Below are 25,323 nucleotides of genomic sequence, written 5' to 3'. Positions count from 1 at the left end.
CCGGCTCAGCCCAAGGCTCAGACAACGGCCCCTAGGGGCACTACACGGTTAACTCACCCCTCTACTCTATGGCGACATTTTTGCTGGAAGTTGGCACCGAAGAGCTGCCCGCCAGTTTCGTTAGCGATGCCCTCCACCAGTGGCAGACGCGCATTCCGGCCGAACTGGCAGAGCAGGCTCTGACCCCCGAGGCGGTGCGCTTCTACGGTACCCCCCGCCGCTTGGCGGTGATGCTCGACGGGCTACCCCTGCGCCAGCCCGATCGCCAGGAAGAGGTCAAAGGCCCCCCGGCCCAGGCGGCCTTTAAGGATGGTCAGCCAACCAAGGCCGCCGAGGGGTTTGCCAAATCGCGAGGTGTAGAGGTCTCTGCCCTGGAGGTGCGCGACACCGACAAGGGCTCGTTTGTGTTTGTCAATCAAGACATTCCGGGGCGGGCCGCCACCGACATCTTGACCGAGCTGATTCCCCAGTGGATTTTGGGGTTAGAGGGCAAGCGGTTTATGCGCTGGGGCGACGGCGACCTGCGGTTTCCGCGCCCGATTCGCTGGCTGGTGGCGCTGATGGACAGCGAGGTGCTGCCCCTCACCCTAGAAAATGGGTCGCTGGTCTGTACGAGCGATCGCATCTCCCAGGGCCACCGCGTGCTGCACCCTGCCCCGGTTCCCCTGCGCCGTGCCCAAGACTACGTCGAGGCGCTGCGCAACGCCTACGTCGAGATCGACCCCGCCGCCCGCCGCCTGCTGATCCAGCACCAGGTCGAGGCGACGGCCAAGACCCTGGGGGGCGTGCCGATGATTTCGCCTGCCCTGCTCGACGAAGTCACCAACCTGGTGGAGTGGCCCACCGCCATAGTCGGCAAGTTCGACCCCGAGTTTCTCGATCTGCCGCCGGAGGTCGCCATCATCGAAATGGAGAGCCACCAGCGCTACTTTCCGCTAAAGCAGAAAGCCGACGGTTTGGCGCTGATGCCCAGCTTTATCACCATCTCCAACGGCGACCCCATCAAAGAGGCGATTATCACCGAGGGCAACGCTCGGGTGATTCGCGCCCGCCTGTCGGATGGCAAGTTTTTCTTTGACGCCGATCGCGCCCAGCCCCTCGACGCCTTTGTCGCCAAGCTCGAAACCGTCACCTTTGAGGAACGGCTGGGGTCGATGGCCGCCAAAGTGAAGCGCATTGGCACCGTGGCCGACCACCTCTGCGACCAGCTCAACCTGGGGGCGCAATCCCGCCAACACATTCGCCGCGCCGCTTACCTGTGCAAAGCCGACCTGGTCACCCAGATGGTGGGCGAATTCCCTGAACTTCAGGGGGTGATGGGGCAAAAGTACGCCCTCCACAGCGGCGAGCCCGAGGCCGTAGCCACCGCCATCGTCGAGCACTACCTGCCAAAGGGCGCGCAAGATAGCCTGCCTCAAACCCTGGCGGGTCAGGTGGTAGGCATCGCCGATCGCCTCGATACGCTAGTCGGCATTTTTAGCACTGGCCAGTTGCCCACAGGTTCCTCTGACCCCTTTGCCCTGCGGCGGGCTGCCAACGCGGTGCTAAATATTATTTGGGCGGCGGGGCTGCCCCTGAATCTGGCAAAACTCCTGGATACCGTTGTGCAAGACTTTGCTCAGGATTCAACCTTGGCGATCAATGCCTCTGAAGCGCTGCGCACCCAGCTCCATGACTTTTTCTTGCAGCGGGTGCAGACGCTGCTGCAAGACGAGCAGGGCATCGACTACGACCTGGTGAATGCGGTGCTGAGCGATGGCCCTAAGGGGCCGGCCCTTGGCCATCGCGCCCTCAGCGATCCGCTGGATGTCAAAGACCGCGCCCTGTTCTTGCAGGAGATGCGCCGCAATGGCCGCATGGACAAGGTCTACGAAACCGTAAACCGGGCCACCCGCCTGGCCGCTCAGGGCACCCTCGACACCGATGTGCTCGACCCCGAGGGTGTAATTGACGCGGTCAAGCTGGAGGCCAAGGCAGAGCAGGCCTTCTTGGCGGCGCTCAAAACCCTGCTGCCCCAGACCCAGGCCGCCCAGGCCAGCCGCGACTACGACCAGCTGGTGGCGGGCCTAGAGCAGGTGGCCCCGGTGGTCAGCGGCTTCTTTGACGGCCCCGACAGCGTGCTGGTGATGGCCGACGAACCGGCGGTGCGGCAAAACCGTCTCAACCTGCTGGGGCTACTGCGCAACCACGCCCTGGTACTGGGCGACTTTGGCGACATCGTTAAGGGATAGCGATGCCATGAAAAATGCCCATGTGATTGGTCTGGGAAAGTCTGGGGTAGCGGCAGCGCGGCTGCTGCACCGGGATGGCTGGCAGGTGGTGCTGAGCGATCGCGGCTCCAGCCCCGCCCTAGTCACCCAGCAGGAGTCCCTGCGCCAGGACGGCATCACCGTGCTGCTCGACTACAGCTTTGTGCCCGACAGCCGCACCAACCTGCTGGTGGTCAGCCCCGGCGTTCCGTGGGATAGCCCCGCCCTGGTGGCTGCCCGCGAGAATGGTCTAGAGGTGATTGGCGAAACCGAGCTGGCCTGGCGGTTTCTGCAAGATCGCCCCTGGGTTGGCATTACCGGCACCAACGGCAAAACTACCACCACGGCCCTCACCGCCGCCATCTTCCAGGCCGCCGGGCTCAACGCGCCCGCCTGTGGCAACATTGGCTATGCCGCCTGCGAGCTGGCCTTAGAGCCCACAGTGCCCGACTGGGTGATCGCCGAGCTGAGCAGCTACCAGATTGAGGCTTCGGCCACCCTGGCTCCGCAAATTGGCCTTTGGACGACGCTCACCCCCGACCACCTCCAGCGCCACGGCACCGTCGAGAACTATGCCCAGATCAAGGCCACGCTGATGCATCGCTCAGAACTGACGGTGTTTAACGGCGACGACCCCTACCTGCGTCAGCATCTGCCCGAGGAATTTCCCTCCGCCTACTGGACAAGCGTCGGGGGGAAGCGGGCGATCGCGCCCCTGCGGCCCAGCGCCTATATCAAAGACGGTTGGGTAAAGTTTGAAGGCATCCCCATTGTGCGGGCCGATGCCCTGCGCATGGTGGGCGACCACAATCAGCAAAACCTGCTGCTGGCGGTCACGGCGGCTTGTTTGGCAGAGCTGGATGCGGAGGCGATCGCAGCGGGAGTAGCCGCCTTCCCCGGCGTGCCCCATCGCCTAGAGCACATCTGCACCTGGCAGGGAATTGATTTCATCAATGACTCGAAGGCCACCAACTACGACGCGGCTGAGGTGGGGTTGCGATCGGTAGAAGCCCCAGCCGTGCTAATTGCCGGGGGCGAAGCCAAGGAAGGCGACGATGCCGGCTGGGTGCAGCGCATTCACGAACGGGCCGCCACCGTGCTGCTGATTGGCGATGCCGCCCCCCAGTTCGCCCAGCGGCTAGAGACCGCAGGCTATCGTAATTACACCATCGTTGAAAACATGGAGCGAGCGGTGGAGCGGGGCGCTGAGGTGGCTCCATCCCTAGGAGCCTCAGTCGTGCTGCTCTCCCCCGCCTGTGCCAGCTTTGACCAGTATCCCAATTTTGAGCAGCGGGGCGAGCACTTCCGCCGACTCTGCCAGGAGCGATTTTCGTAAGGCCTTAAACGTCAAATTGGGCTGAGAGTGTTCCAACTAATACGAATTCCGATTGATAAGACCCGATTCATAATCAGGAACCCCGTAGGGGCGTAGCATGCTACGCCCCTACAAATCGGGGGTATTCATTCGAGATTTGGTATAAATACTTATCTGGGAACTCACCGCGATCGGTCCAGCGGGGCGAGTTCACGTCTTTGGGAAAAATATTCTTTTAGTGGGGATAATCTGAGGAAACGTTCAAAAGCTAGAACAATTATCTGTAAGGTTTGCAGTTTGAAAGTTGAGAAACTTTATAACCTGCAAACCTTTTTGCTGGTCTAACCCTAAACTATTCAGGTATAAATTGAGGCAGATGGTGCCTAGCGCTGCCCTTCAAACCATTTGATCCAGGGCAATCATCCCCCAGTCAGTTCCTGATCTGCCTTCATCCGCCTGACTCAGTTTCTCTCACGCCCTATGGATACCTCGCCTGATTCTGCTGAATTTTCCGCAGCGCCCTCCCCTACCGTGGGTAATGGGGAAGGACGGTCTGCTCGACGGCCCGTTTCGTTCACCATTGGCGCTAGCCAGCCCTCTAGCGCTGACAGTACCCCGGCTAGCAGTTCTGAGTCCGAACCGGTGACTCAGACTGGGGGTGCCCCGGCCCATCTGGCTCCCTTTCCGGTACAGGCGCAGCCCTCGCATTTGCCCATGCTGCCGCGGCGCAAGCTGCCGACCTTTAGCCGCCATCGCCACGACGCCAACCCAGCCCTGGCGGTCAAGGTGCTGCAAGACATTCAAATGGCGGTGGAAGCCTGGCACCAAGACCTCAAACAGACGGTGCATCGTATTCAGGCTCTCTACATGGAAGGGCCCATTGTCGATGGCTGGCTGGAGACCCTAGACGAGCACCCTAACCAAGCCGCTGCCCGTGACGCTGCCCTACTGCGCCACGGCGATCCCCAGGCGCTGTCGGGCTACGTCGAGCAGCTCTGCCAATCATTAGAGTCTCCTACAGAGCCCGCTCCTGCTGGAACCGATCTGGGTCGTCCCGGCTATCGTCTGTGCAGCCTTGACTCTGATGGACGGGTGCAGTACTTCCCCTGCCCGCCCGAGCAGCTGTCTACGATTAGTTTGGCGATCGCCCGCCACCAAAAGCTGCGCCAGCTGCTCGACCACAAGCAGTTTTTAGAGGCCAAGCTCAAACGCACGGTGGATATCATGACCACCAGCCGCGACAACTTGGGGATTGCGCCGACGTGCAGTTCGGAGCCTGGGGAGTAAGGGGGAGGGAATCGGTGAGCAGGGAGTGATGAGTGGGTGGGTGGTTTGCCTAAGACTTGAACTACCAGCCCCAGGTGCCGGGGTCGCCTTTGAAGGGGCCAACGATGTCTGAGGTAATCCAGCCGCCGTAGAAATCGCCGGGCTGAGACTGCACCAGCTCATCGTCGACGTAGCAGGCCTCCATGCGGCTGGGGTAGAGGGCGATGTAGTTGACAATGCCCTCAAACGCCTCTGTCGGCTGAGGATAGGCCCAGGCAACCTGCTCGGCAACTTGTTCGCCCACCGCTACCGTAAAGTACACCGCTGCCCCTTTCCATTCGCATAGGGTTGAGCGGGGCACCGGCTGAAAATACTGCATCTGCACATCCTCGGGGGGAATGTAATAGGTCGGCGGATGGCTGGTCTCTAGCACCCGCTTGGTGCGCCGCGAGTCGGCAATCACCACGCCGTTAAACACCACGCGAATGTGACGAGTCGAGTCTTCTAACCGGGGCGGACGCGGATAATCCCAGACGGATTCTTGGCCGGGGCCGGGGGTAATGTGCTTGGGGGGAGAAAACATACAGCAACAAACCAATTAATGACGTGGTGGCCGCAGCCACCACGTCATTAATTGTCTCACCTACTGCCCTTGCCACTGCTGGATCTCCTGCTGGGCCTGGTCGTAGGCGCTGGTACCTGGAGGCACTAGGCCAGCGGCGGAGATCGCACCGGGGATCTGTCCAGAGGCGGCACGGGCGCGGGCGATCGCCAAAATATCTCGGCTCCACTGGTCGATGCGCTCCTGGGCGATCGCTGACTCGGGGTAGTCGGGGGGAATTTGCTGGGCGATCGCGATCGCCGCTTGAAACGAGGCGGCCTGGTCGGGCTGAAGTAGGCTCTGGGCCTCTTGCAGCAGCTGCCGGTTGACCCGGCTCTGCTCCCAGTTTTGAATTTGGGCCTGGGCCTGACCCCAGGTTTCGCCCTGGTCTTTGGGCACCAGGCGAGCCGCCGAAATGGCGGCATCTAAATCACCGGAGGCGGCTCGGCCCTCAGCGAGGTCTAAAATTACCAAACTCCAGCGCTCAATGTCGGCCTGGGCCTGATCGTAGGCCGGATCTCCAACAGGCACCTGGCGGGCCTGCTCAATGGCGTCGTTAAACAGTGAGGCCGAAACCGGCTCAATCAGACGGCGGGCCTGGTTGAGGGCGGCCCCCCCAGACAGCTCGGCATTGGTATAGCCGGTCTCGGCCTGGTTGACAAGGGCCTGATAGTCTACGGGGCGCTCATCCTCAGGAATTTGGGTCAACCAGCTCAATGCTTCGCCAAACTGACGCTGGTTGAGAGCGTTTCTGGCCCGCTGTAGAGCCTCGGCACCACTCGCCGCCGTCCCCGGAAACAGGGGTTCACCCACGGGTTCGGCAGGGGGCGCGGCAGGGGGCGCTTCTGCGGGAGGATTGCCCACGGACGGCGGCGTGGTGGCCTCAGGAGATGAGCCAGACCCCCACAGGCTATCTTGGTTGCGCCACAGCACACCAAGCAGCAGCAGTCCCGCCGCTAAAATTCCCCAGCGCTGCCAGGGTACCGGGGGAGTAGCGGGCGCACTTGTCCTTGGGGGCTTGGTCACCTCGGGTAGCCCCCCCGGCGGCAGCTCAGGCTCAGGCTGCTCGGTCGGGGGCCAGGGCTTAGCAGAACCGCCGTTGGGGAGATCCGCAGGCGTTGGTATCGGGTGACTGGGCCAGCCTGGGTTGGGCTCCACCGGCAGAGAAATCTCTGGACTGGGCGGGGGTGCTGGAAAAATCTCTGGCTCTGGAGACACGCCAACGGGCATTTGGCCCACCAGGCTGGAGGGCACCAGCATGATGTACTGCTGCCCAAGGGGCACCACCGCCACGGGGTTTTGCACCGGACGCCAGTGGTGCTGGCACAGCTCAGGGACGCGATCGCGCAGATACGCCACTAGCTGCGCCAGAGTCAAACAGCCGTGGAACCGCATTCCTTCGACTAAGGCTTCGGTAAACAGCCCGTGGCGCACCGCCAGCGTCTCCTGAGAAAACTGGTCGGGCTGGCAGGAGAGCACCAGGGGAATCCCTAGATTTTTAGCCAAAGCCAGGGTTTGGTCGCCCAGGTGGCCGCCCCCAGGGGCAGGGCTGAGGGCGCTCTGGGGCCGGTTCATATCGAGCATGACGATCGACTGGCGCTGATTGCCCTGGGCCAGTTGATTCAGCAGGGTTTCTACCAAAATGCCGGTTTGTTCAATGCGGTTGGGGTCGGCGTCGATGGGCAGCAGGTAGTCTTGCCCCTGCCACTGCACCCCGTAGCCGCTAAAGAAAAACCACACGGTATCTTCGGGGCCGGCGCGATCGCAGCTCTGGGCCAGCCGTTGCAGCATCACCTCGCGGGTCGGCGCAGCCGCCCCCTCGTACACCACCGCCGAAACATCCGTCAGCAGCGAGCAGTACTGGGCAGGCAGCCCCACCTCATTGACCAAAAAGTCCCGCAGTTCGAGGGCATCGAACTGGGCATACATCAAGGGCTGAAGCGATTGATATTGATTGATGCCAACGATCACGGGCCAGTGGCTTACCATGCCTTTGGGATGCCTCTCGTACTGTAAAATTGAAGAATGAAAAATCCCCTGCCATAGTAGCGCCTGCGGGGCTAAACGGAACTCAGACCGACCCTACCCAACGGCGACAATTCTTAATTGACGATTGGCGGCTCTATCGCTAGAGTTAAGGCACTTTTTGGGCATCCTGCGGGGATGTGTGGAGCAGCAGGCCATGACACTAATATCTCTTCTCAAGACTGGGCGCGCCAAAAGGCACAGCATGGCCACCATTGCGTCTCTCGGGGCACGACTCACCCTGGCCGCGCTGGTGGGATTGGGGGGCGTGGCCCTGCCGTCGCTCGTTACCCCGCCTGCGGCCCAAGCTTACACGTCACGAGTCAACCTCTACCTAGTGCGCGAGCAGGGCGAAAGTTTTGAAACCCTAGTGCAGCGCTCAGAAATCATCGCCCGAGCCGCCGTTCAGCGCAGCTTCGATGCCGACGTGCTAATGACCGATGTCATCGTCACCGTGATTGGCGATAATCAGGGCATTTCTGTCCCCATTCTTACGGTGCCGGTGAGCCGCAGCGAGTGGCAGCTCCGGCCCGATGTACCCCAGTGGGCCAACTACTTCGAGGCGGCTAGAGCCTTAGTCTACGATGTCGAGTCAGCGGCCCCCTAGATTGAGTAATACCATCTCGGGCATCCAAATAGCGCCGAGCCGACAAAATAAAATTGCATAGAATGGCACTCTTGCCCTATGCTTGGAAGGTTGTGAAGTCTTAAAGTATTGCTGTCATGGCGGTTCCCAAGAAGAAAACCTCCAAACAAAAGCGTGACCAGCGTCGCGCCACCTGGAAGCGCACCGCAGCGCTCCAGGCTAAGAAAGCGATGTCCCTGGGCAAGTCTGTGCTTACCGGGCGGTCTACTAGCTTTGTGTATCCCACCGATGATGAGGATGACGACGAAGAGTAAATCGCCGGGACAGCCCTATTGTCCCGAGGATTTTTCATCGTCTGCACTTCAGCAGTTGGAATACTACATTTTGTAAGCAGGATAGAGGCTCTATCCTGCTTTTTAAGTTAGCTTGGCGGCAGGTTATTCTAATTCTGCCACCACCATGAACCAGCTCGACTCCAACCCAGAATCACGCATGTGGGCCATGCTGGCCCATCTCAGCGCCTTGTCTGGATTCGTTATTCCCTTCGGGAATATTATTGGCCCTCTCGTCATCTGGCTAGTCAAACGCGACGAAATGTCCTTTGTCAACGACCAGGCTAAGGAAGCGCTTAACTTCAATATCTCTATGACCATCTATATGGTGGTTGCCGGGGTACTAATTTTTGTGCTGATTGGGATTCCCCTAATGATTGTTTTGGGTATCGCCTGGCTGGTTTTAGTCATTCTAGCGGCAGTTAAAGCCAATGAAGGGACGGCCTATCGCTATCCCTTGACGCTGCGGTTGGTAAACTAACAATCTAAATAAACGGACGAACTTCTGGGGCGAGGGGCGATCGCGGCCCACTCCTAGGCTGCTCAATGCCAGGCTGCTCTACGGATTCATCAGGCTCAGCCTCTGAAGGTTTTTCTTCAGGGGCTTTTTCAGGATTTGGCGAGCTTTGTGGGTCTTGCTCCTCATTCAGAGGGGCTGTGTAGGGCTCGACCACTTCGGGCTGTATGCGGGGCAATTCAGGTGCTATATCGGTTTCTGGACTAGTCGAGCGATCGGAGTCAGGCGCGACGACCTCGGGCAGATTCCCAAACGTATCCTCTGGGGTGGCCTCTGGCAATTGTGGATTAGCGGGTGCTGGCGCTACTGGCTGACTAACCTGGTCGCGCCACTGCTTAAAGCGATTGAGCATCCCCTTAGAAGCAGGCTCTTTAGCCGTAGGCTGTTTGGGGGCAGGCTGCGCGTCTGGCTGGGGAAGCACGGGGGGCACAAAGGGCTCTGCCGGGGGCGATATGTCCTCATCCTTGGCCCTGGGCTCTAGGAAAGTGGGTTCTTCTGTAGAGGGCTGGTAATCCTCAATGGCCTTTTCCGCCGCACTGCCAGCATCGGGGGTAATTTCATCTTCTCCAGAAGCCTCTGGCTCGGTAGATTTCTCAGGCAGTAGGAAGGGGTTAGCTGGGGTTTCATCGTCGGGTTCCGCTGGGTCTGGAGTATCCAACGGGGTTTGGGGTTCAGGAAGTTCTACCTCAGGTGGCTCCTGGGCAGGCTTTGGTACCACAATCTCGGGCTGGACGATGTCCGGCTCAGCGGCGTTTTGATCGGGTTGATCGGATGGTGCTAAGTCAGCCCCAGGCAGTTCTGGTTCCTGCGCGGGGATCTCAGCCTCTGGCTCTGGTTCTGGAACCGGGGGCGCAGGGGGGACATAGGTGGGGTCGATAATGCCTGCAACATCCTTCAGACCCAGTTCACCGCGCACTAGGCGAGAGAGGGTGTCGCTGCCGCCGGGCTGGTAGTCGATGATGCGCACGGTGTTGTTAAAACGGTTATCGATGGGGTTGCCGCTTTCGTCGATGAGTTCGAGCTGTACCCAGTTGCGGCCCGGCTTAAAGCCCTTGAGCCAGATGGGTTGCCACTGGTCGAACACAAAGCTCTGGTCGTTGACGGTGCAGCGAATGCGCCAGTCGTGCAGGTCGTCGTTAGTCTCGGCTTGGGCGCTCATGTGTAGGGGCGCGTTGGTGAGATAGAAGTCGAGCATGATCGGCTCGGCCCCGTAGGCCGCCTGGGGGCGGCTGTAGGTGAGCAGCGGCGCCTTGGCGTTGAGTTCGTTTTGGGGTGTGGGGGCGACCACATGGAAGGTGCGCTGGTCGAAGGCACCCTGGTTTTTGAAGCTTTCGTGCCAGGGGCGTGAGGCAAACACGCGCAGGGTGTGGGTTCCGGGGGAGAGATCGTCAAAGGTAATCGGTTCGGCCAGATCGTAGACAGCTTTGTAGGGTTCGTTGTCTAGGAACAGGTGCAGGTGGGGGCCGAGTTCGTAGGCGTCGTCTTTAAATAGCGGCAGGCCGCGCACCTGGAGCCGCACCGTCACGGCGGTATCGTCTAGCACTTCGCCAGGGCGGGGGCTGAGAATGCGCACTTGGGGGGTATACGCGTCGATAATTTGCTTCAGGGTTTCTAGGGTTTCGGGGGGAGAAACCTCGGCAATTTGCCCGGTGAGGCGGTTGGGCTGGGGGGTCGGCTCAGACAGCAGCTCGGTGGGCTGAACGGGTTTGGCGCAGCTGGCCGTGGTGACGAGGAGGAGGGCGATCGCCCCCAACGTTACAACCTGGGGCGCAACTCGGGCCACAAGCCGCCGTCCCAGTCCCATGACCTCGCGGATGAACCCTTGTGTCGTGCCCATGCTGCTGTTCTCTACGTCGTTGCACCTATTACCATAGGCCACTTTAGGGTCTTTACAGCAATCGCCACACAGCTTTTTGCGCGGGTGGGAGAGCTGAGCTACACTGGCTCGACGGTACCCAAGGGAGGGTTGTCTGACATGCGAACCAAACAGGCGGTTGTACTGGCATTGTCGCTGCTGATCGGCCTTTCGGCAGGGGTCGCCGCCGCCACTGCCTTTTATTGGAACCGGGCAACGGCATTGCCCACCTGGTACAGCACCAGCGGTGCCGATACCGTCGTAGCCGATGTCAGCACCAGCGGCAATCTGCTAGAGAGCAAGCTGGCCAGCGGCCAGGGAGTACGCTACAGCGGCAATAACCGCATCGAAATTTCTCTCACCGAGGCTGAGCTGACGCAGCTACTTGCTGAGGGCATAGCTCAGACTCCCCAGGTGGCCCAGTTTTTGCCCGCCACAGAAACGCTTAACGCTACTATTCGTGGCGATCGCGTAGCCGGGGGCATTGTGGTCAACCCCGCCGACCTGCCCACCCAATCGCTGCCGCCCCAGGCACAGCAGGCTTTAGACACCGCCCTAAGCACGGTGCCCATGCTGGGCGATCGCCCCCTCTACATCGGTATCGAAGGCAGCCCCCGCGTAGACAATGGCTGCCTGGTGCTGGGCAACGACACCCGCATTCAAATTGGCCGGGTCAACCTATCGCTAGACGATGTGGCTCGCCTCACCGGCCTCGACCCGGCCCAAATCACCGAGCGCATTAACCTCGCCCTACCCCAGGCCGGGCTGACCCTCGACGGCCTAGAATTTGTCAACGGCGAGGCGGTGCTGCGCGGCGTAACCCAGTAGCTAGAAACTCTAAACCGCCGAGTTGGCCGTTACCAGCGCCTCTAGGCGAGCCACCAAGTCATCCTTTGCCACCACCCCTTCGACGGTGTCAACCCGCTCCCCATTCTGGAAAAAGATCAGGGTGGGAATGGCCATCACATGAAATTGCAGGGCCAGGGCATCTTCTTCATCGACGTTGAGCTTGGCGACCTTGGCCCGCCCGGCAAAGGTTTCAGCCAGCTCTTCCACAATCGGGTTCATGATGCGGCAGGGGCCGCACCAGGCGGCCCAAAAATCCACCAGCACCGGCACATCGCTTTGCATCACCTCGGCCTCAAAGTTGTCGGCGGTGAGGGTGAGGTAGGTTGCATCGTCAGCCATTATTTTTTATCTCCTTGTCTGCGTCGAATTTTGAGGTGCGAATTCGGGATGCACAGCAGCGATTCGGCCCTTGTGTCTACGGTACTGCAAAGGCCGGACGATGGGAGCATGGCAGCCCAATTTCAGCCCCCCTGGGAGCAGGGGGCCGCTACCCAGCACAGGCTGCGCTGCCACAGGGCGACGATTTGCCGCTCTAGGGCGAAGCCGAGTTCGACCACCAAAATGCCCTCAGCGCTGCTGGCGCAGTCGGTTAGCCAGGTACCCCGCAGGGTGACCTCTAGCCAACCGTGGTCACAGGGGGCAATCTCTAGGCCGCTGCTGTCTAAATCTGTGGCCAGGTCGGCGGGTAGGGCAAAGGCTCCATAACCCGGCTGCACCACCAGGGGCTGCCCAGCGCGCAGGGCTACTAGGCTGCGCTGGGTCACCATCGCTTCTACGGTGAGTTCTAAATGCTCAATCAATAAATCTGCATCGGAATAGGTCAGCTTCAACATGATCCCTCATGCCTTAATACTTATGAACTAGTTTCGTCGCTTAAGTTTGTTGTGTCGAGGCGGCAGCGGCCCTAAAACGGTGGCCCAGCCCCAGGATCGCGCGGCGGGCCACGGGCAACCTGGGTAGCTTTTAGCGACCAAGCCGTGGGCGAATACCGGTGCGAACCCCTGGTCTGACAAAAGACCAACGGCGGCAGTACTGCTGCAACCCCAAATTTGGAACCCGATCGAAACAGAATTAGCCGAGAACGGCCATTCCTAGGCGCTGGGCCAGATCGGGGGTCGGGTTAATGCTGGTACACAGAATGCTGGGAGAAATAGTGGGGATAGGGCCGGCCGAGGCGATCGCCCCCAGTGAGGCATCCTACAAGCCCCAGGAATCGCCATAACGACAGCAAGAGATCTCCCCAAAGGCGATCGCCCCTCAAGGCATCCCCTTTAAGTAGATCGCTTGGATCGTCCCCATCAGAATCACCAAGGACTAACCCATCCATGGGGTGAATTAGTCGGGTAATTAGGCCATTAAAATACCCATCGAACCCCGCCACCATGCCTAGCTGGCCAGCGTCGCCCGTGGTGACGGCGATATTCATTGCGGTGCCAGTAGACAAGATGTTTACCATAGCGGAGTTCCTCAAGCGTAAAACAGCAAGGCTTAGGAAGGCATGAGGGCATCCGTTAGCTCAAAACCCCTCGCTCAGCGATGAGGCTTGACGGATACGCTCGAATAACGTTAATACTACACGTGTAATACAAACGTGTCTAGTCTGTCTAAACTGTTAGTTAGACACAACTCATTAGTGACAACCACAACTGAGCTGTGACACGTTCCAGAAACTATCTTTATGTTCCCCTTGGAGGTGTGCCCGCCGATGCCAACCCTAACTCGCGTATCGACCACTGATATGGAAGTTACCAGCATTCGCCTAGAGCGATCGCTGAAGGAAAAACTCAAATCCCTGGCTGGTAACCGGGGCTATCAGGCGTTGATTCGTGACATTCTTTGGCAGTACGTGGAGCAAGGGCCTAGCGAATGTACGACCCAGGTACAGCCTGAAGACATTTGCGCCAGCTTTGGGGCTGTGGCTGAGCGCGAGCAGGTGTGCGCCCTGACCGGCAATCCCATTCTGGCTAACGCGCCCATGCGGCTGGGTCTCACCGCCCAAGGTCGCCTCGTGCCCCTCTGTGTTGAGTAAAGAGCAACAAATTTCCCCGAGGGGGATTAATTCTGACAGAATAGAGAACGGTCTATTCTAATTATTTGCCGATGACACCCTCTACCGCCACCACCCGTCACCACCAGCAGGTGCTGACCCTGCGATCGCGGGGCAAATCGCTCCAGCGGTTTACCGCTGAAGTCGAACAGGTGGTGCGCGCCTCCGGCGTTGAGACCGGGCTGTGTACGGTGTTTTTGCGCCACACCTCCGCTAGCCTGATCATTCAAGAAAACGCCGACCCCGACGTGCTGGTGGATTTGGAGAACTTTCTTTCCAAGCTGGTGCCCGAGGGCAACCACTACATCCACAGCACCGAAGGCCCCGACGATATGCCCGCCCACATTCGCACGGTGCTGACCCACACCAGCGAGACCATCCCGGTGATGCAGGGGCGGCTAGCCCTGGGCACCTGGCAAGGAATTTACCTGTGGGAGCACCGGGCGCGGGGTGCAGCCCGCGAGGTTGTCGTCCACGTCACAGGCTATTAGCATGGTCGATATTTTTGACCCAGTTGGCTACAGCGCTATCCCCACCCCGCCGGAGGGGTTTAAGTCTGGGTTTGTGGGCATTGTGGGCCGCCCCAACGTGGGCAAATCGACCCTGATGAATGCGCTGGTGGGCCAGAAGGTGGCGATCACCTCCCCCACTGCCCAGACCACCCGCAACCGCCTGCGGGGCATTTTGACCAACGACCAGGCGCAAATTATTTTTGTCGATACCCCCGGCATTCACAAGCCCCACCACGAGCTGGGCAAAATTTTGGTCAAAAACGCCCGTATGGCCATCGACTCGGTAGATGCCACCCTGCTGGTAGTGGATGGCAGCGTAGACATGGGGCGCGGCGACCAGTTTGTGGCCGAGCTGCTGGTCCACAGCAGCGGCCCAGTTATCCTGGGTGTGAACAAAGTTGACCAGCAGCCGGAGGATGGAAATGCGATCGCCTCCCTCGACGCCAGCTACCAGGGTTTAGCCGACGCCCACGGCTGGCCCCTAGTGAAGTTTTCGGCCCTGCACGAAACTAGCCTCGACACCCTGCTGGCCAAACTGATTGACCAGATTGACCCTGGCCCCTATTACTACCCGCCCGATCTGGTCACCGACCAGCCCGAGCGGTTCATCATGGGCGAGCTGATTCGCGAGCAGATTTTGCTGAATACGCGGGAAGAGGTGCCGCACTCGGTTGCGATCGCCGTCGATCGGGTCGAAGAAGATACCAATATCACCCGCATTCTCGCCACCATCCACGTCGAGCGCGAGTCGCAAAAGGGCATTCTCATCGGCAAAAAGGGCAGCATGCTCAAGGTGATTGGCTCCGACGCCCGCCAGCAGATTCAAAAGCTGGTGATGGGTCAGGTCTACCTAGAGCTATTCGTCAAAGTGGTGCCCAAGTGGCGACAGTCCCGCAGCCGCCTCGAAGACTTTGGCTATCGGATAGAAGAGTAGTTCTAAGGCTTACCATTCAGCTGTTTGATTGAGGCTGCAAAGAAGGCTTAAGCCCGAAATTAGGTAGAGTTGCTGCTGCTAGGCCATCCTAAGATAAACAAACAGTCCAAGATTATAGGGTCTTTGGGGCTGCGGTTGCCTGTTGAATATAGGCAATTGGCTAATGCTGATCTAGAAAGCCTCTCACCCAAAATTCGTCTAGCCATTTTTGCATAATCAACGTTAGAGGTAGGGCCAACAGCAGTCCCAAAAAACCAAAGAATGCGGCAAAAATAACTTGAGATAGCAGCGTTACGGCTGGCAGCAGAGAAACCTGCTTTTTCATGACCAGCGGGGTCAAAATATTACTTTCAATCTGCTGAATCACAACATAGAGCACGACTACAGCGATCGCTTTCCAGGGGGCTTCGAGTAGCGCGATCGCAGCAGGGGGCAGCACGCTGATAAAAGGGCCTAGGTTAGGGATAAATGCTAGTAGCCCTGCCAATAGCCCGTTGGCAAAGGCTAGGGGAATGCCCAAAATCCAGAGGCCAATCATACTCGTAATGGCGATAACCGTCATGTTGAAGAGAATGCCGATAAACCAGCCTGCGAGCGCCTCTTCACAGTCATCGAGTACATGACTGACCTGTTTTTGGCGAGACGAGGGAAAGATAGCTAGAAAGAGTCTGCGGTAGGCGGCTGGGTTGAGCAGCACCATAATAATAACGATCGAGACTAGCAGTAGGTTAAAGGCAACGGTCAAAGTGCTTGAGAACCACGCTAAAAAATGCCCAAAAATCATCTCCAGATCTAGCGCCTGAAGTTGGCCTACGATAGTTTCGAGGCTTTGAAGATCTTGGAGAGCAAAACCGGGCACAAGGTCGCCCAGGTTACTAATCCAAGTCTGCGATCGCTCAATAACTTCGCCTGCAAACCCCATCAGATCCTGTAGTTGATCAATGAAGGGAGGAATAATAATGATCCCCAACGATCCCGCCACGAGCGCAACACCACCGGTCAAAAGAAACACAGCGACTCTGCGATCGGGAATTTTTTTTTGCAGCAGCCTGACGGCGCGATTAAGCACTACGGCAAAAGTAACAGCGGCCAATGCCAGCAGCAATACCGTGCGAATTTGCCAGAAAATGTACAGGCAAATTCCTAAGATTACTAGGCTTAGCCCCTGACTGAAGCTCAACGAAGGACTCCTACTATATAAACGCGGCGAGAGTTATTGGGGTGGGTTTCATTGCCCGTGCTAAGCATAAATTTATTGCCTGGCAGGCTAAACGTGTCAAAAAATGATTTTGCTGATGAGAGTTTTGGCAACCGTCCCTTAGGCAGAATCATAAAAAAGTCACTCTACAGAGACTGGAAAACGTGTCAGATTGGGCTTGGCTTTTTCTCTCTGGGAGACGCTTTACGTTGGCGCAACCCGTTTGCAAAACAGGCAATCCTAATTGCCAGCATAGAGCCGAGGCCGTCATAGGAGCTTTGTTATCGGTTGCCAATCGATTCTTAGATCAAAATGCTAGGTGAACCAGGCCTCAAGCACCTACGTAAAGCATTACTGCTTTGATAGCTTATTCAGAATGTATCCTCATCAAGATAAAAGATCATCCCTCTGAGGATTCATGTCGCTAGATTATGCCTTTCTATAGATAGGCATACTGTCGATAGACAGATGTTGCATCTGTCAGCCATGACCTTTAATCAGAGACTGACCAAGTTTTTTTAGGAGATTTTATGGATCTTTTGAGGATTATAGCGGCTATTTTTCTGCCACCCCTTGGCGTTTTTCTCCAGGAAGGGATAGGCACTCAGTTCTGGATTAATATCTTGCTAACCCTTTTGGGTTATATCCCCGGCATTATTCATGCTGTTTGGATCATCGTCAAGCGATGAGTTGACTGGGCCTATCTTGGCTCTACGTTGGATCCTGTTTTCGAAAGACGGGATCTTTTTTGTCTGTTTGTTTGACCGTTTTTCATGGCCTTGCGATTCTGGCTGTATCGTCAGAACAAGCCTTAATTTGCTTTCCGCTTGTAAGTGTACCTGTCAATACACTGGCTGAGCAAAGTCCTGGCTATTTTTCAGGTATCAAAAGATAGAGGTACGTCCTTAAAGAAATCTAACGGTGGAGGGATGGTTTGATTTGGTTTAAGGGCTATAAAACTACTACCTTCAGCAGAATTGTGTTCGCGTCAGTTTAGCCAAATCTTCATGCCGCTATCAATGCAATATACATCTGTTGGCAGATTCGTTTAATGCCAAAAAGCCAGCTAACCACAATAGGCAACATCAATGAACATTCAAGAGTTAACGCCCCAAGGACAAGAACCTGAGAAGTGGATCGAACGCCTAGCGCGGTTTGGCTACGCGGCTAAGGGGATCGTCTACATAATTGTTGGATTGCTGGCGGTGATGGCTGCCTTTAACTGGGGTGGAAGAATAACGGGCACCGAGGGCGCTTTCCAATCGATCGCATCTCAACCCTTCGGCAAAAGCATGCTTTTTTTAGTTGCCATCGGGCTGTTGGGCTATGTTCTCTGGCAGTTTGTGCAGGCAATTAAAGATCCAGAGCATCGAGACAGTGGTGCAGCCGCCATTGGCAGACGTCTCACCTACGCGGTTAGCGGTCTGATTTATGCAGGGCTGGCTTTCTCTGCCCTCAAGCTGGTCTTTGGCAATTCGTCGGGTGGTGGTGGGTCTGGCAGTGAACAGCAAACGGCCACGCTGCTTTCTCAGCCCTTTGGTCGGTGGCTAGTGGCTGCCGTTGGCGTAGCCAGTGTGGCCTACGGCTTTTATTCGTTTTACCGGGCCTATTCCACCAAGTTTCGCAGCAAGCTTAAGCTGTCTCAGATGAGCGCGCGCACCGAGAAGTGGATTACTCGCATTGGCCGATTTGGGCTTACCGCTAAGGGAGTTGTCGCTGTCATCATTGGCTATTTCTTTATTCAGGCGGCCCGTGCGGCGGATGCCAGCCAAGCCGGAAGCACCGAGGAAGCGCTGCAAGCCATTCAGCAGCAGCCTTACGGAGCGTGGCTAATGGGGATTGTCGCCCTCGGCCTCGTTGCCTACGGCATTCATCTTGGGGTGCAGGCGCGCTATCGCCGCATTTCCCCCTAGACATTCGCTGCTAGCATTAAACCTGCGTAGAGGTGCCACCACACGCCTCCTAAACCTGCTTGTGGCTAGGAATAGTTGAACTCGGCATGGCGCGTTGGGTAACGGCTCGAACTTTTAGATGGGGTTGGTATAGGTTTTGGCAAGACTGCCGCAAGGTGCCTTCAACCCACTGGCGACGGTGGACTGGCACCCTGGCGATTGGTCTAGGGCTGTGTGCGGTGGTCACGTTTGCGCTCACCGTTTGGGCCAAGAGCCATGTTGACCAGGGGCTTCAGGACTGGGATGCTCGGCTGCTGCCAGTGTTGGCCGAAGGTTTGCCGCTGAGTTTCTCTCGGTCTATTACCTGGGAATCGCCTGGCAACCTGCTCGGTATGTTGCCCATCGTTGGCGGATTTGTGGGAATTATGGTGGCGCGATCGCGTCCCCTGCTCGCCGCCACCATGATGGCCGCCTACGGGCTGCAATTTGCTCTGGTGTGGATTGGCTGGGGCTACTGGAACCGAGAGCGCCCCGATTTAGTAGCGGGCGGGGTGGCGGCTTCGGGCCTGCATTCGTTTCCGTCGGGGCATACGGTGGTGGTGATTACGGTCTACGGGCTGCTGGCCTACCTGTGGTGCCAAGCTTCGCGCAGCTGGGTTGAAAGGCTATTGATCGTTCTGGGCGTTGCGTTTTGGATTGGCATGATTGTCAGCTCACGCCTGGTGCTGGGAGCCCACTGGCCCAGCGATGTGATCATGGGCGTTGTCATTGGCCTGCTCTGGCTGGGGACGGTGATCGTGGCCCTCAAGCGGGTTGAGGATGCGGCGTAGGGCCATAGAGGGCAGGGGTTAGGGCCGGAGTAGATTGGCAGCTTCCACCGGGTTAGCAATGTACCGCTGAAACCTGGCGGCGGGGGATTTCTGCCGTAGGCGGTCAGGGCGATCGCCGCCCTCCTAGGAAGGTTTTCCAGCCAGGGTGTAGCCCTCCTTACGGCCCACCCGATCGCTGCCAGAAGAAAAAAGCCGCCTGCACAATGCCAATGGTAAAGCCCAAAATGCCCCCCAGGTTGACGATCGCTTGCAACTCGTTGCGCACAATGCCCTGAATCGCCAGTTCCAGCTCCTTGGCCGAGGTGCCCCGCACCCGGTCGATAATCACCTGGTCAATATTCAAAATCGGGATCACCTGGGCCACTAGCGACTCAAGGTCGCGCTCCAGGTAACGCTCTAAAATTAGCGCTAGCTCTTCGCTCACCGGGTCGAGCGACTGGGTGATCACCGCTGAGTTTTGCAGGCGGTTGAGCAGCTGGGTGGCCAGGGTGTCCCAGTTGACCGAGTTGCCCAGGTTTCTGACAAACTCTGGCCCCAGGGTGCGAATGTAGCCCTGAATCGACTCGCGCAGGTTGCGGCGCACCTGGCGCACCGTAGACACCGGCAAGTTTTGCAGCGATACCCGCTGTAGCGACTCTTGCAGGCGCTTTTTGAGCTGGAGGGCCACCACTAGTTCGGCGATGCGGGCGTTGCTCACCTCGCGTTCGTCGAGGCAAAAGGCCCGCAGGCGACCCAGGGCGTTGCGCACGCCAAACAGGTTGGCCACCACCCAGTAGGTGCCGCTAGTGCGCTCTCGAAAGATGGTGTCGATCACTTGAATGTTGCGATCGGTGAGAAAGTCCACCACCAGCTGCCGCAGCTTGTCGGGCGGAAACACCCCGCTCAGCAGCCAGGTGGCGATCTGGTCAGCCTGCTCAGCGGTGAGCCGAAAGTCGAGCAGCACCTGGTCAAACAGCTGGTTGAGCTGGGGCTCTAAAAAGTCGTCGCGCCGCGCCCAGACGCGGATCAGGCGGGGCAAAGACTTGCCAAACAGGTCTTGCAGAATTGCCCCGGCAATTTTGGCGGTGCGCTCCTGGGCGCGGCTCTGCACTTGGTCGAGGGCGAGCTGCAAGAGCCACTTGATCGCCGCCTGGGTGCGATCGGTCTGCAACAGCCGCCGAGCCAGGTTTTGTAACTCTTCGGGGGTGAGCAGCGACCCCATAATCGTGTCAGAAATGCGCTTGGCCAGCCGCTCCTGGTTGCTGGGGATCAATCCTGGGGTAAAGGGCAGTCGCCGCTTGCCCAGGTAGAGGGGGCGGTAGGGGCGAAACAGCATTTTGATGGCGATGTCATTGGTGAAATAACCAATGATGCCGCCCACAACGGGCGGTGCCAGCAGTAGCCACAGCTCAGACCCGGTCATAGCGACTCACCACCAGCACTCCCATCAGCCCCCCGGCAATGGGGTAGTGAACGGCCTGCCCAAACCCCGCCTGGAGAGCCAGCGCCACCTGTTCTGGCCCGGTCGGGAAGCGATCGACGCTGGGACCGATGTAGGCGTATTCGTCGGTCAGGCCCATATCTTTTGCGGTAGGCACCACCAGGGCGTCTAGGTACCAGCGCTGAAACTGCTCGGCCACCCAGCCCTGGGGCCGATGAAAGTCGAGGATGGCGGCGCTGGCCCCCGGCTTAAGCACCCGCCGCAGCTCGGCTAGCCCCTGGGGAATGTCGGTGAGGTTGCGCAGGCCGTAGCCCATGGTGGCCGCGTCAAAGGTATTGCCCTCGAAGGGCAGAGCCAGGGCATCGCCCTGTACCCAGTGAATGGGCGACACAGAATAGGTCTGGCCTGCTCGCTCCTCAGCTACCGCCAGCAGTTCCGCCGAGAAGTCTACGCCATAGACCGTGCCTGCGGCCCCCACCTGGCGGGCCAGCATCAGGGCCAAATCGCCGCTGCCGCAACAGACATCCAGTACCTGCTGCCCCGGTGCGGCACCGCTCCAGCGTACGGCCATGCGCTTCCACACCCGGTGCAGCCCAAAGCTGAGGCGTTCGTTCAGGCTGTCGTATACCGGGGCAATGCGGTCAAACAGGCCCTGAATGTCGGTAGCGGACGGGGGGGCGGTTGGCGGTGATGGCTGGGCGAGTCCCACGGCGGGTACAGCAGAGAAGGGCAACCTTTACTGTAGCGCTGCCCCTGACCCTCAGCCACGGCAATTCGTAGTGTTTGTTACATCTGCGATCGCAATTGGGTTAGCCATAGCAGCTTTGGCGTTCAAGGTTGAGGTCTGGAGGGACAAGACTCTGTCTCGCACCTCGAACTTTCTGCCTTTCCCCGCCTACCCTCACCGCCTTTTAGCGAAGCCCTACAGGGTATTGCAATTGCCAATCTGCACCTGCCCACCCACCGCTACCGGCGTTGGGACGGGAACATCGGCGGTGCCACCCTGGCAAATTACCGTTCCTAGCCTGGCCTGGCCGCTAGGGTCAACGGTGGCAAAGACGACCCCGGCGTAGCCCCGCAGCGCTGGGTTAGTCGGAGTGGCCCGGGTGCTGGTGATCTCTAGCCCGCCGCCCCCGGCGGTCACACTATAGGTGTAGTCGGGGGGAGCGTGGTTGTCGGCAAAGCCCAGCTCGTCGGTAGAGGCAGCGAAGCGCGAGTGTTCGACAAAAAACGCCTGTTGGGCTCGGTTCACCATACCGATGTACTTCAGTGCTCTAGCCTGTTTGGAGCGGGTCGCCTGGTTCAAAACGCTGGGAATAGCCACGATCGCCAACACGCCCATGATCGCGATCGCCACCATCAGCTCGATTAGGGTAAAACCTCGTTTACGCCGGACGGTAGGGGAGGACAGGTGGCGGGCAACCTTGGGGTTGTGGAGGTCAGCCATGGCAACGAGAATTACTGTAGAGAACGCAATAGGGTCTACGCAATTTCTCGGAGAAAACCGGGGAACTTAGCTGAACTTTATCTGACCTTTAAAGCATCGGCGAGCGGCTGCGAGGGTAAACCCAGAGGCAGAAATTGTTCTCTGGCGAGCCCCTCAGCTCTCAACAAACGCCTAGCTCGGCCAAAACCGTCTAAACTGTCTGACTATAGCTGTTGACCTTGAGCGATTTGGACACCTTTCCCCCGACTTCCCAAAGCCCCGATAGCCTGCGCGTATTTATGACGGGGGCCAGCGGTTGCATTGGCCACTACATTCTGGAGCTGCTGCTAGAGAGCGATCGCTACGAGTTATTCTTGCTGCTGCGCCACCCTGAGAAGCTGCGCCTGCCGGTGCAGGACAATCCTCGGGTTCACATTCTGCTAGGCGGACTGGAAAATATTGATCCCTTTATTGACCTGCTGCCCACCATCGACATCGCCATTTTGACCGCTGCGGCCTGGGGGGGAGATCCCGGCTACGTGGACGCCATCAACGTCGATGCCAACCTGGGGCTGATGGCCCACCTCAATCCTCAGCGTTGCCAGCAGGTGATCTATTTTTCCACCGCCAGCATTTTGAACCAGCAGAGCGCCCCGCTACCCGAGGCGGGTGAGCTTGGCACCGAGTACATTAGCAGCAAGTATGAGTGCCATCACCGTCTCCACGAGCTGCCGGTATACGACAAGATCACCACGGTGTTTCCCACCCTGGTGTTTGGCGGCGACAAAGAAAAGCCCTACTCCTTTATTTCGGCGGGGCTTCAGGATGTCACCCGCTGGGTGGGCCTGGTGCGCTTCTTTAAGGCCGATGCCGGGTTCCACTTTGCCCATGCCCAAGACATTGCCACGGTGATCAACTATCTGGTCGAGCATCCTTCGACCGAGGGCTACCGCGAGTATGTGCTGGGCAACCCGCCCCTCACCGTCAACCAGGCCGTGGAGCAGATCTGCGACTACTTTGGCCAGCGCATCTGGTTTCGCATTCCCCTCTCTATGTGGCTGACCGATGTGCTGATTAAGCTGTTTCGGGTGCAGATGGCCCCCTGGGACTATTTCTGCCTGCACTACCGCCACTTTGTCTACGCCGGAGCCGTCAGCCCCGCCAGCTTTGGCATGGAACCCTACTGCTCGACCCTGGCCGATCTAATGCGGGTGCACGGTCTGCCGGGGGCGGGGGTGAAGCGGAGGAAGAAGTTGAGGAGATGAGGAAGGTGATGTAGGTGGGGAAGGTAAGGAAGTAAGTTAAGTTCACCCTCATCTCTCCACAGTGCTACTTCACCACAAACCGATAGGGCATGAGCATATAGACGCCGCGAGGGTCGTTGAGGGCGCGCAGAACCTGGGCGTCGTCAACGAACTGGAGCACTTGGGTCGTCAGCGGGTCGTGGGCCTGGGTCTGGACGGCTTCGGCGCTGAGAAAGGTGCGCAGGAACTGCTGCCACTCGCTGGGTTCAGGATATTCTTGCAGATGCCAGTCGTCGCCCAGTTCGGCTAGCTCGGCGGCGGTGGCGATCGCATCGTTCACCCCTCCCAGCTCGTCCACCAGACCCAGATCGAGGGCCGCCTGACCCGACCACACCCGCCCCTGGGCCAGCTCGGCTACTGCTGGCCGCGTCAGGTCGCGCCCCTCCGCCACCCGGTCGAGAAAGCTGTCGTAGATGGCATCGACGGAGCGCTGCAAAATCGCCAGCTCAGCCTCGGTTTTGGGTCGTGTACTGGAGAAAATATCGGCCAGCTCTGAGGTTTTGACCCCATCCCAATTGACTCCTACCTTGGTGCCCAGCTCTTCGAGGTTGAGAAAGATGCCGAATACCCCAATGGAGCCGGTAATCGTCGTGGGCTGGGCCAGAATGGCGTCGGCCTGGGAGGCAATCCAGTAGCCGCCGGAGGCCGCCACGTTGCCCATCGACACCACCACGGGCTTACCCGCCTCGCGCACCAGCTGCATCTCGCGCAGAATTACTTCCGAGGCGGTAGCGCTGCCGCCGGGGCTGTTGACCCGCAGCACTACGGCTTTGACTTCGTCATCCTGGCGCAGCTGGCGCAGCTGCCGGGCCAGAGCGTTGCCCTCGATAATGCCGGTCTGGCTAAAATCACCGTCGCCGCCATCGACGATCGGGCCTTCGGCGTAGACCAGGGCCACCTGGTTGTCGGATCGGCGGCTGGTGAGGGGGTCGTCCACGGTGGCGGCGTAGCCTGCCAGGCTAATCTGGCGAAAGTCGAGGTCGCTGTCTTCGGCTTCCTGCTCTCCCTCGCCGGTCAGCTCCCGCAGGGCGGTGATCACTTCGTCTTCGTAGGCGATCGCATCGGCCAGATTCTGAGTTTCGGCCTCGGCCCCAAACAAAAACCCCTGGGTGTTGGCGATGGTTTGCAGCTGCTGGGGCGACAGGTCGCGGGGGGCGGCGGCGGCGGTCAGCAGGTTTTGCCACACATCCCCCAGCAGGCGCTGGGTTTGCTCGCGCTCCTCGGGGCTCATGGTGTCGCGAATCAGCGGCTCCACCGCCGACTTGTAGCGGCCCACGCGGGTGACCTGCACCCCTACCCCCAGTTTCTCTAGAGCCTCGGCCTGGTACATGGTTTCGGCGTAGAGGCCGTTCATCTCGATCTCGCCGAAGGGGTTGAGATACACCGTATCGGCCAGGGAAGCTACGGCGTACTCCCGCTCGGTCCAGGAGATGTCGTAGGCCAAAATTGGCTTGCCCGCCGCCTGAAAGGCCGCGATCGCCGGCTGAATTTCGCTCTGACTGGCCAGCCCGGTACCCAGATCCCCGCTGCCCTTGAGGTAGAGGGCAGTGATGCGATCGTCGGTGGCCGCCTCTTCAAGAGCTAGCACCGCCTGGCGCAGGGTCAGCTCGCTGGGAGCCTCGGAGCCAAACACAATGGCGCTGGGGTCGATCGCTTCTGGCGAGTCAGGAATTACCGTGGCCAGGTCGTAGACCAGCACCGTGTCTTTCTCGACGGTGGGTGCATCGCCTTCCTTGCCCAAGCCCGCCACAATCACGCCCACCAGCCCCACTGCCCCCAGGGTGAGCAAAAAGCCCAGCAGCAAACAAAACAAAATCGTCCCGGTCAGACTGGCCAGGGTGTACTTCAAAAATTGCCGCATGGGGATAATGCTAGGGGGGTAAAGGCAAACTTATCGATATACGTCAGCGTCTTCGGCGTCTTCGTAGGTGTCTATGGCCGCGTCGTCGGGGGCCTGACTCATCTCTTCTTTGAAGCCGCGCAGGGTTTTGCCCAGGGCGCTGCCCAGTTCAGGAATTTTCTTGGGGCCGAAGATCAGCACGGCCACTCCGATGACGAGAACGACTTCAGTCCAGCCGAGGTTAAACATGGCGCTAGGGGGGTGGAGGTTTGTCTAACTATACAGCCTGGGGCTAGGGGCCGGGGTGAGGCGGCGATTCCCCGAG

At 58.9% G+C, this 25,323-nt stretch carries 26 protein-coding genes; 14 read left to right on the top strand and 12 right to left on the bottom strand.

From position 1 onward, the window contains the following. The first annotated feature begins 68 nt into the window (after window positions 1–68). The 3 genes from glyS (at window position 69) to VB780_RS11530 (ending at window position 4,851) form a co-directional block, all read left to right on the top strand. The gene (gene glyS, locus VB780_RS11540) at window positions 69–2,231 is read left to right on the top strand and encodes a glycine--tRNA ligase subunit beta (RefSeq protein WP_323351301.1); all 2,163 of its coding nucleotides are present in this window, start codon (window positions 69–71) and stop codon (window positions 2,229–2,231) included. Between the two features lie 7 nt (window positions 2,232–2,238). Next, window positions 2,239–3,585 (top strand): UDP-N-acetylmuramoyl-L-alanine--D-glutamate ligase, encoded by a 1,347-nt coding sequence (murD, locus tag VB780_RS11535; RefSeq protein WP_323351300.1) that lies wholly within the window; start codon window positions 2,239–2,241, stop codon window positions 3,583–3,585. A 459-nt stretch (window positions 3,586–4,044) separates the two neighbouring features. Continuing rightward, on the top strand, window positions 4,045–4,851 hold the full coding sequence (locus tag VB780_RS11530) for a hypothetical protein (RefSeq protein ID WP_323351299.1): 807 nt from the start codon (window positions 4,045–4,047) through the stop codon (window positions 4,849–4,851). A 61-nt stretch (window positions 4,852–4,912) separates the two neighbouring features. Here the strand turns inward: VB780_RS11530 and VB780_RS11525 are convergent, their stop codons facing one another. Then, complete coding sequence (locus tag VB780_RS11525) at window positions 4,913–5,413, bottom strand: DUF427 domain-containing protein (RefSeq protein WP_323351298.1); 501 nt, start codon at window positions 5,411–5,413, stop codon at window positions 4,913–4,915. Between the two features lie 60 nt (window positions 5,414–5,473). After that, window positions 5,474–7,420: a caspase family protein gene (locus VB780_RS11520; protein WP_323351297.1), complete on the bottom strand. Its 1,947-nt coding sequence runs from the start codon at window positions 7,418–7,420 to the stop codon at window positions 5,474–5,476. A gap of 241 nt (window positions 7,421–7,661) precedes the next feature. On the opposite strand from VB780_RS11520, the gene VB780_RS11515 reads away from it, so the two are divergent. The 3 genes from VB780_RS11515 to VB780_RS11505 all read left to right on the top strand — a co-directional run bounded on the left by VB780_RS11515 (window position 7,662) and on the right by VB780_RS11505 (window position 8,855). Continuing rightward, window positions 7,662–8,063 carry a hypothetical protein gene (locus tag VB780_RS11515; protein ID WP_323351296.1) on the top strand — a complete coding sequence of 134 codons (402 nt, stop codon included), beginning with the start codon at window positions 7,662–7,664 and terminating at the stop codon, window positions 8,061–8,063. A 116-nt stretch (window positions 8,064–8,179) separates the two neighbouring features. Next, window positions 8,180–8,356 carry a 50S ribosomal protein L32 gene (gene rpmF, locus VB780_RS11510; protein ID WP_190698029.1) on the top strand — a complete coding sequence of 59 codons (177 nt, stop codon included), beginning with the start codon at window positions 8,180–8,182 and terminating at the stop codon, window positions 8,354–8,356. Between the two features lie 145 nt (window positions 8,357–8,501). Next, window positions 8,502–8,855: a DUF4870 domain-containing protein gene (locus VB780_RS11505; RefSeq protein WP_323351295.1), complete on the top strand. Its 354-nt coding sequence runs from the start codon at window positions 8,502–8,504 to the stop codon at window positions 8,853–8,855. Between the two features lie 4 nt (window positions 8,856–8,859). On the opposite strand, the gene VB780_RS11500 is transcribed toward VB780_RS11505, so the two are convergent. Beyond that, a complete protein-coding gene (locus tag VB780_RS11500) occupies window positions 8,860–10,728 on the bottom strand; it encodes a hypothetical protein (RefSeq protein WP_323351294.1) in 1,869 nt (622 codons plus the stop codon). 138 nt (window positions 10,729–10,866) lie between these two features. Between VB780_RS11500 and VB780_RS11495 the strand changes: the two genes are divergently transcribed. Then, window positions 10,867–11,574 (top strand): hypothetical protein, encoded by a 708-nt coding sequence (locus VB780_RS11495; protein ID WP_323351293.1) that lies wholly within the window; start codon window positions 10,867–10,869, stop codon window positions 11,572–11,574. 9 nt (window positions 11,575–11,583) lie between these two features. On the opposite strand, the gene trxA is transcribed toward VB780_RS11495, so the two are convergent. From trxA to VB780_RS11480, 3 genes are all read right to left on the bottom strand, one after another. Beyond that, a complete protein-coding gene (gene trxA, locus VB780_RS11490) occupies window positions 11,584–11,934 on the bottom strand; it encodes a thioredoxin (RefSeq protein ID WP_323351292.1) in 351 nt (116 codons plus the stop codon). A gap of 122 nt (window positions 11,935–12,056) precedes the next feature. Then, a complete protein-coding gene (locus VB780_RS11485) occupies window positions 12,057–12,428 on the bottom strand; it encodes an alr0857 family protein (protein ID WP_323351291.1) in 372 nt (123 codons plus the stop codon). Between the two features lie 287 nt (window positions 12,429–12,715). After that, on the bottom strand, window positions 12,716–13,051 hold the full coding sequence (locus VB780_RS11480; RefSeq protein ID WP_323351290.1) for a hypothetical protein: 336 nt from the start codon (window positions 13,049–13,051) through the stop codon (window positions 12,716–12,718). Between the two features lie 249 nt (window positions 13,052–13,300). Between VB780_RS11480 and VB780_RS11475 the strand changes: the two genes are divergently transcribed. The 3 genes from VB780_RS11475 (at window position 13,301) to era (ending at window position 15,088) form a co-directional block, all read left to right on the top strand. Continuing rightward, the gene (locus VB780_RS11475; protein ID WP_323351289.1) at window positions 13,301–13,624 is read left to right on the top strand and encodes a hypothetical protein; all 324 of its coding nucleotides are present in this window, start codon (window positions 13,301–13,303) and stop codon (window positions 13,622–13,624) included. Between the two features lie 71 nt (window positions 13,625–13,695). After that, window positions 13,696–14,133: a secondary thiamine-phosphate synthase enzyme YjbQ gene (locus tag VB780_RS11470; RefSeq protein WP_323351288.1), complete on the top strand. Its 438-nt coding sequence runs from the start codon at window positions 13,696–13,698 to the stop codon at window positions 14,131–14,133. Window position 14,134: 1 nt separating this feature from the next. Next, window positions 14,135–15,088 (top strand): GTPase Era, encoded by a 954-nt coding sequence (gene era, locus VB780_RS11465; protein ID WP_323351287.1) that lies wholly within the window; start codon window positions 14,135–14,137, stop codon window positions 15,086–15,088. A 160-nt stretch (window positions 15,089–15,248) separates the two neighbouring features. On the opposite strand, the gene VB780_RS11460 is transcribed toward era, so the two are convergent. Further along, window positions 15,249–16,268, bottom strand: coding sequence for an AI-2E family transporter (locus tag VB780_RS11460; RefSeq protein ID WP_323351286.1), 1,020 nt, complete (start codon window positions 16,266–16,268; stop codon window positions 15,249–15,251). A 548-nt stretch (window positions 16,269–16,816) separates the two neighbouring features. On the opposite strand from VB780_RS11460, the gene VB780_RS11455 reads away from it, so the two are divergent. The 3 genes from VB780_RS11455 (at window position 16,817) to VB780_RS11445 (ending at window position 19,008) form a co-directional block, all read left to right on the top strand. Continuing rightward, complete coding sequence (locus VB780_RS11455; RefSeq protein ID WP_323351285.1) at window positions 16,817–16,975, top strand: YqaE/Pmp3 family membrane protein; 159 nt, start codon at window positions 16,817–16,819, stop codon at window positions 16,973–16,975. Between the two features lie 399 nt (window positions 16,976–17,374). Continuing rightward, window positions 17,375–18,199, top strand: coding sequence for a DUF1206 domain-containing protein (locus VB780_RS11450; RefSeq protein ID WP_323351284.1), 825 nt, complete (start codon window positions 17,375–17,377; stop codon window positions 18,197–18,199). A 155-nt stretch (window positions 18,200–18,354) separates the two neighbouring features. Continuing rightward, complete coding sequence (locus tag VB780_RS11445; protein WP_323351283.1) at window positions 18,355–19,008, top strand: phosphatase PAP2 family protein; 654 nt, start codon at window positions 18,355–18,357, stop codon at window positions 19,006–19,008. A gap of 157 nt (window positions 19,009–19,165) precedes the next feature. Here the strand turns inward: VB780_RS11445 and VB780_RS11440 are convergent, their stop codons facing one another. The 3 genes from VB780_RS11440 to VB780_RS11430 all read right to left on the bottom strand — a co-directional run bounded on the left by VB780_RS11440 (window position 19,166) and on the right by VB780_RS11430 (window position 21,875). Next, on the bottom strand, window positions 19,166–20,410 hold the full coding sequence (locus tag VB780_RS11440; protein ID WP_323351282.1) for a DUF445 domain-containing protein: 1,245 nt from the start codon (window positions 20,408–20,410) through the stop codon (window positions 19,166–19,168). After that, window positions 20,397–21,137 carry a bifunctional demethylmenaquinone methyltransferase/2-methoxy-6-polyprenyl-1,4-benzoquinol methylase UbiE gene (gene ubiE, locus VB780_RS11435; protein ID WP_323351281.1) on the bottom strand — a complete coding sequence of 247 codons (741 nt, stop codon included), beginning with the start codon at window positions 21,135–21,137 and terminating at the stop codon, window positions 20,397–20,399. Before ubiE ends, VB780_RS11440 begins: the two co-directional genes overlap by 14 nt. Before the next feature lie 213 nt (window positions 21,138–21,350). Continuing rightward, entirely contained in the window at window positions 21,351–21,875 is a 525-nt protein-coding gene (locus tag VB780_RS11430; RefSeq protein ID WP_323351280.1) for a type IV pilin protein, read from the bottom strand. Between the two features lie 218 nt (window positions 21,876–22,093). Here VB780_RS11430 and VB780_RS11425 point away from each other — a divergent pair, with 218 nt between their 5' ends. Beyond that, window positions 22,094–23,119, top strand: a complete 1,026-nt coding sequence (locus VB780_RS11425; protein WP_323351279.1) for an NAD(P)-dependent oxidoreductase — start codon at window positions 22,094–22,096, stop codon at window positions 23,117–23,119. Between the two features lie 64 nt (window positions 23,120–23,183). Here VB780_RS11425 and sppA read toward each other — a convergent pair whose 3' ends face one another. Both sppA and VB780_RS11415 read right to left on the bottom strand, forming a co-directional pair. After that, window positions 23,184–25,019, bottom strand: a complete 1,836-nt coding sequence (sppA, locus tag VB780_RS11420) for a signal peptide peptidase SppA (protein ID WP_323351278.1) — start codon at window positions 25,017–25,019, stop codon at window positions 23,184–23,186. A gap of 30 nt (window positions 25,020–25,049) precedes the next feature. Beyond that, entirely contained in the window at window positions 25,050–25,247 is a 198-nt protein-coding gene (locus VB780_RS11415) for a Sec-independent protein translocase subunit TatA/TatB (protein ID WP_323351277.1), read from the bottom strand. Window positions 25,248–25,323 lie beyond the last annotated feature (76 nt).

This window comes from Leptolyngbya sp. CCNP1308 (assembly GCF_034932455.1).
Taxonomy (GTDB): domain Bacteria; phylum Cyanobacteriota; class Cyanobacteriia; order Phormidesmidales; family Phormidesmidaceae; genus Nodosilinea.
Note: the sequence above shows the minus strand (reverse complement) of the source record. Positions and strands in the feature narration are given on the sequence as shown.

Coding starts and splice junctions, on each gene's coding strand:
- VB780_RS11475 (WP_323351289.1), top strand. CDS start 13,301: ATGCCAACCCTAACTCGCGTATCGACCACTGATATGGAAGTTACCAGC.
- VB780_RS11455 (WP_323351285.1), top strand. CDS start 16,817: ATGGATCTTTTGAGGATTATAGCGGCTATTTTTCTGCCACCCCTTGGC.
- sppA (WP_323351278.1), bottom strand. CDS start 25,019: ATGCGGCAATTTTTGAAGTACACCCTGGCCAGTCTGACCGGGACGATT.
- VB780_RS11495 (WP_323351293.1), top strand. CDS start 10,867: ATGCGAACCAAACAGGCGGTTGTACTGGCATTGTCGCTGCTGATCGGC.
- VB780_RS11440 (WP_323351282.1), bottom strand. CDS start 20,410: ATGACCGGGTCTGAGCTGTGGCTACTGCTGGCACCGCCCGTTGTGGGC.
- era (WP_323351287.1), top strand. CDS start 14,135: ATGGTCGATATTTTTGACCCAGTTGGCTACAGCGCTATCCCCACCCCG.
- VB780_RS11520 (WP_323351297.1), bottom strand. CDS start 7,420: ATGGTAAGCCACTGGCCCGTGATCGTTGGCATCAATCAATATCAATCG.
- glyS (WP_323351301.1), top strand. CDS start 69: ATGGCGACATTTTTGCTGGAAGTTGGCACCGAAGAGCTGCCCGCCAGT.
- VB780_RS11415 (WP_323351277.1), bottom strand. CDS start 25,247: ATGTTTAACCTCGGCTGGACTGAAGTCGTTCTCGTCATCGGAGTGGCC.
- VB780_RS11450 (WP_323351284.1), top strand. CDS start 17,375: ATGAACATTCAAGAGTTAACGCCCCAAGGACAAGAACCTGAGAAGTGG.
- VB780_RS11500 (WP_323351294.1), bottom strand. CDS start 10,728: ATGGGCACGACACAAGGGTTCATCCGCGAGGTCATGGGACTGGGACGG.
- VB780_RS11485 (WP_323351291.1), bottom strand. CDS start 12,428: ATGTTGAAGCTGACCTATTCCGATGCAGATTTATTGATTGAGCATTTA.
- VB780_RS11505 (WP_323351295.1), top strand. CDS start 8,502: ATGAACCAGCTCGACTCCAACCCAGAATCACGCATGTGGGCCATGCTG.
- VB780_RS11530 (WP_323351299.1), top strand. CDS start 4,045: ATGGATACCTCGCCTGATTCTGCTGAATTTTCCGCAGCGCCCTCCCCT.
- murD (WP_323351300.1), top strand. CDS start 2,239: ATGAAAAATGCCCATGTGATTGGTCTGGGAAAGTCTGGGGTAGCGGCA.
- VB780_RS11525 (WP_323351298.1), bottom strand. CDS start 5,413: ATGTTTTCTCCCCCCAAGCACATTACCCCCGGCCCCGGCCAAGAATCC.
- VB780_RS11480 (WP_323351290.1), bottom strand. CDS start 13,051: ATGGTAAACATCTTGTCTACTGGCACCGCAATGAATATCGCCGTCACC.
- VB780_RS11515 (WP_323351296.1), top strand. CDS start 7,662: ATGGCCACCATTGCGTCTCTCGGGGCACGACTCACCCTGGCCGCGCTG.
- VB780_RS11470 (WP_323351288.1), top strand. CDS start 13,696: ATGACACCCTCTACCGCCACCACCCGTCACCACCAGCAGGTGCTGACC.
- trxA (WP_323351292.1), bottom strand. CDS start 11,934: ATGGCTGACGATGCAACCTACCTCACCCTCACCGCCGACAACTTTGAG.
- VB780_RS11430 (WP_323351280.1), bottom strand. CDS start 21,875: ATGGCTGACCTCCACAACCCCAAGGTTGCCCGCCACCTGTCCTCCCCT.
- rpmF (WP_190698029.1), top strand. CDS start 8,180: ATGGCGGTTCCCAAGAAGAAAACCTCCAAACAAAAGCGTGACCAGCGT.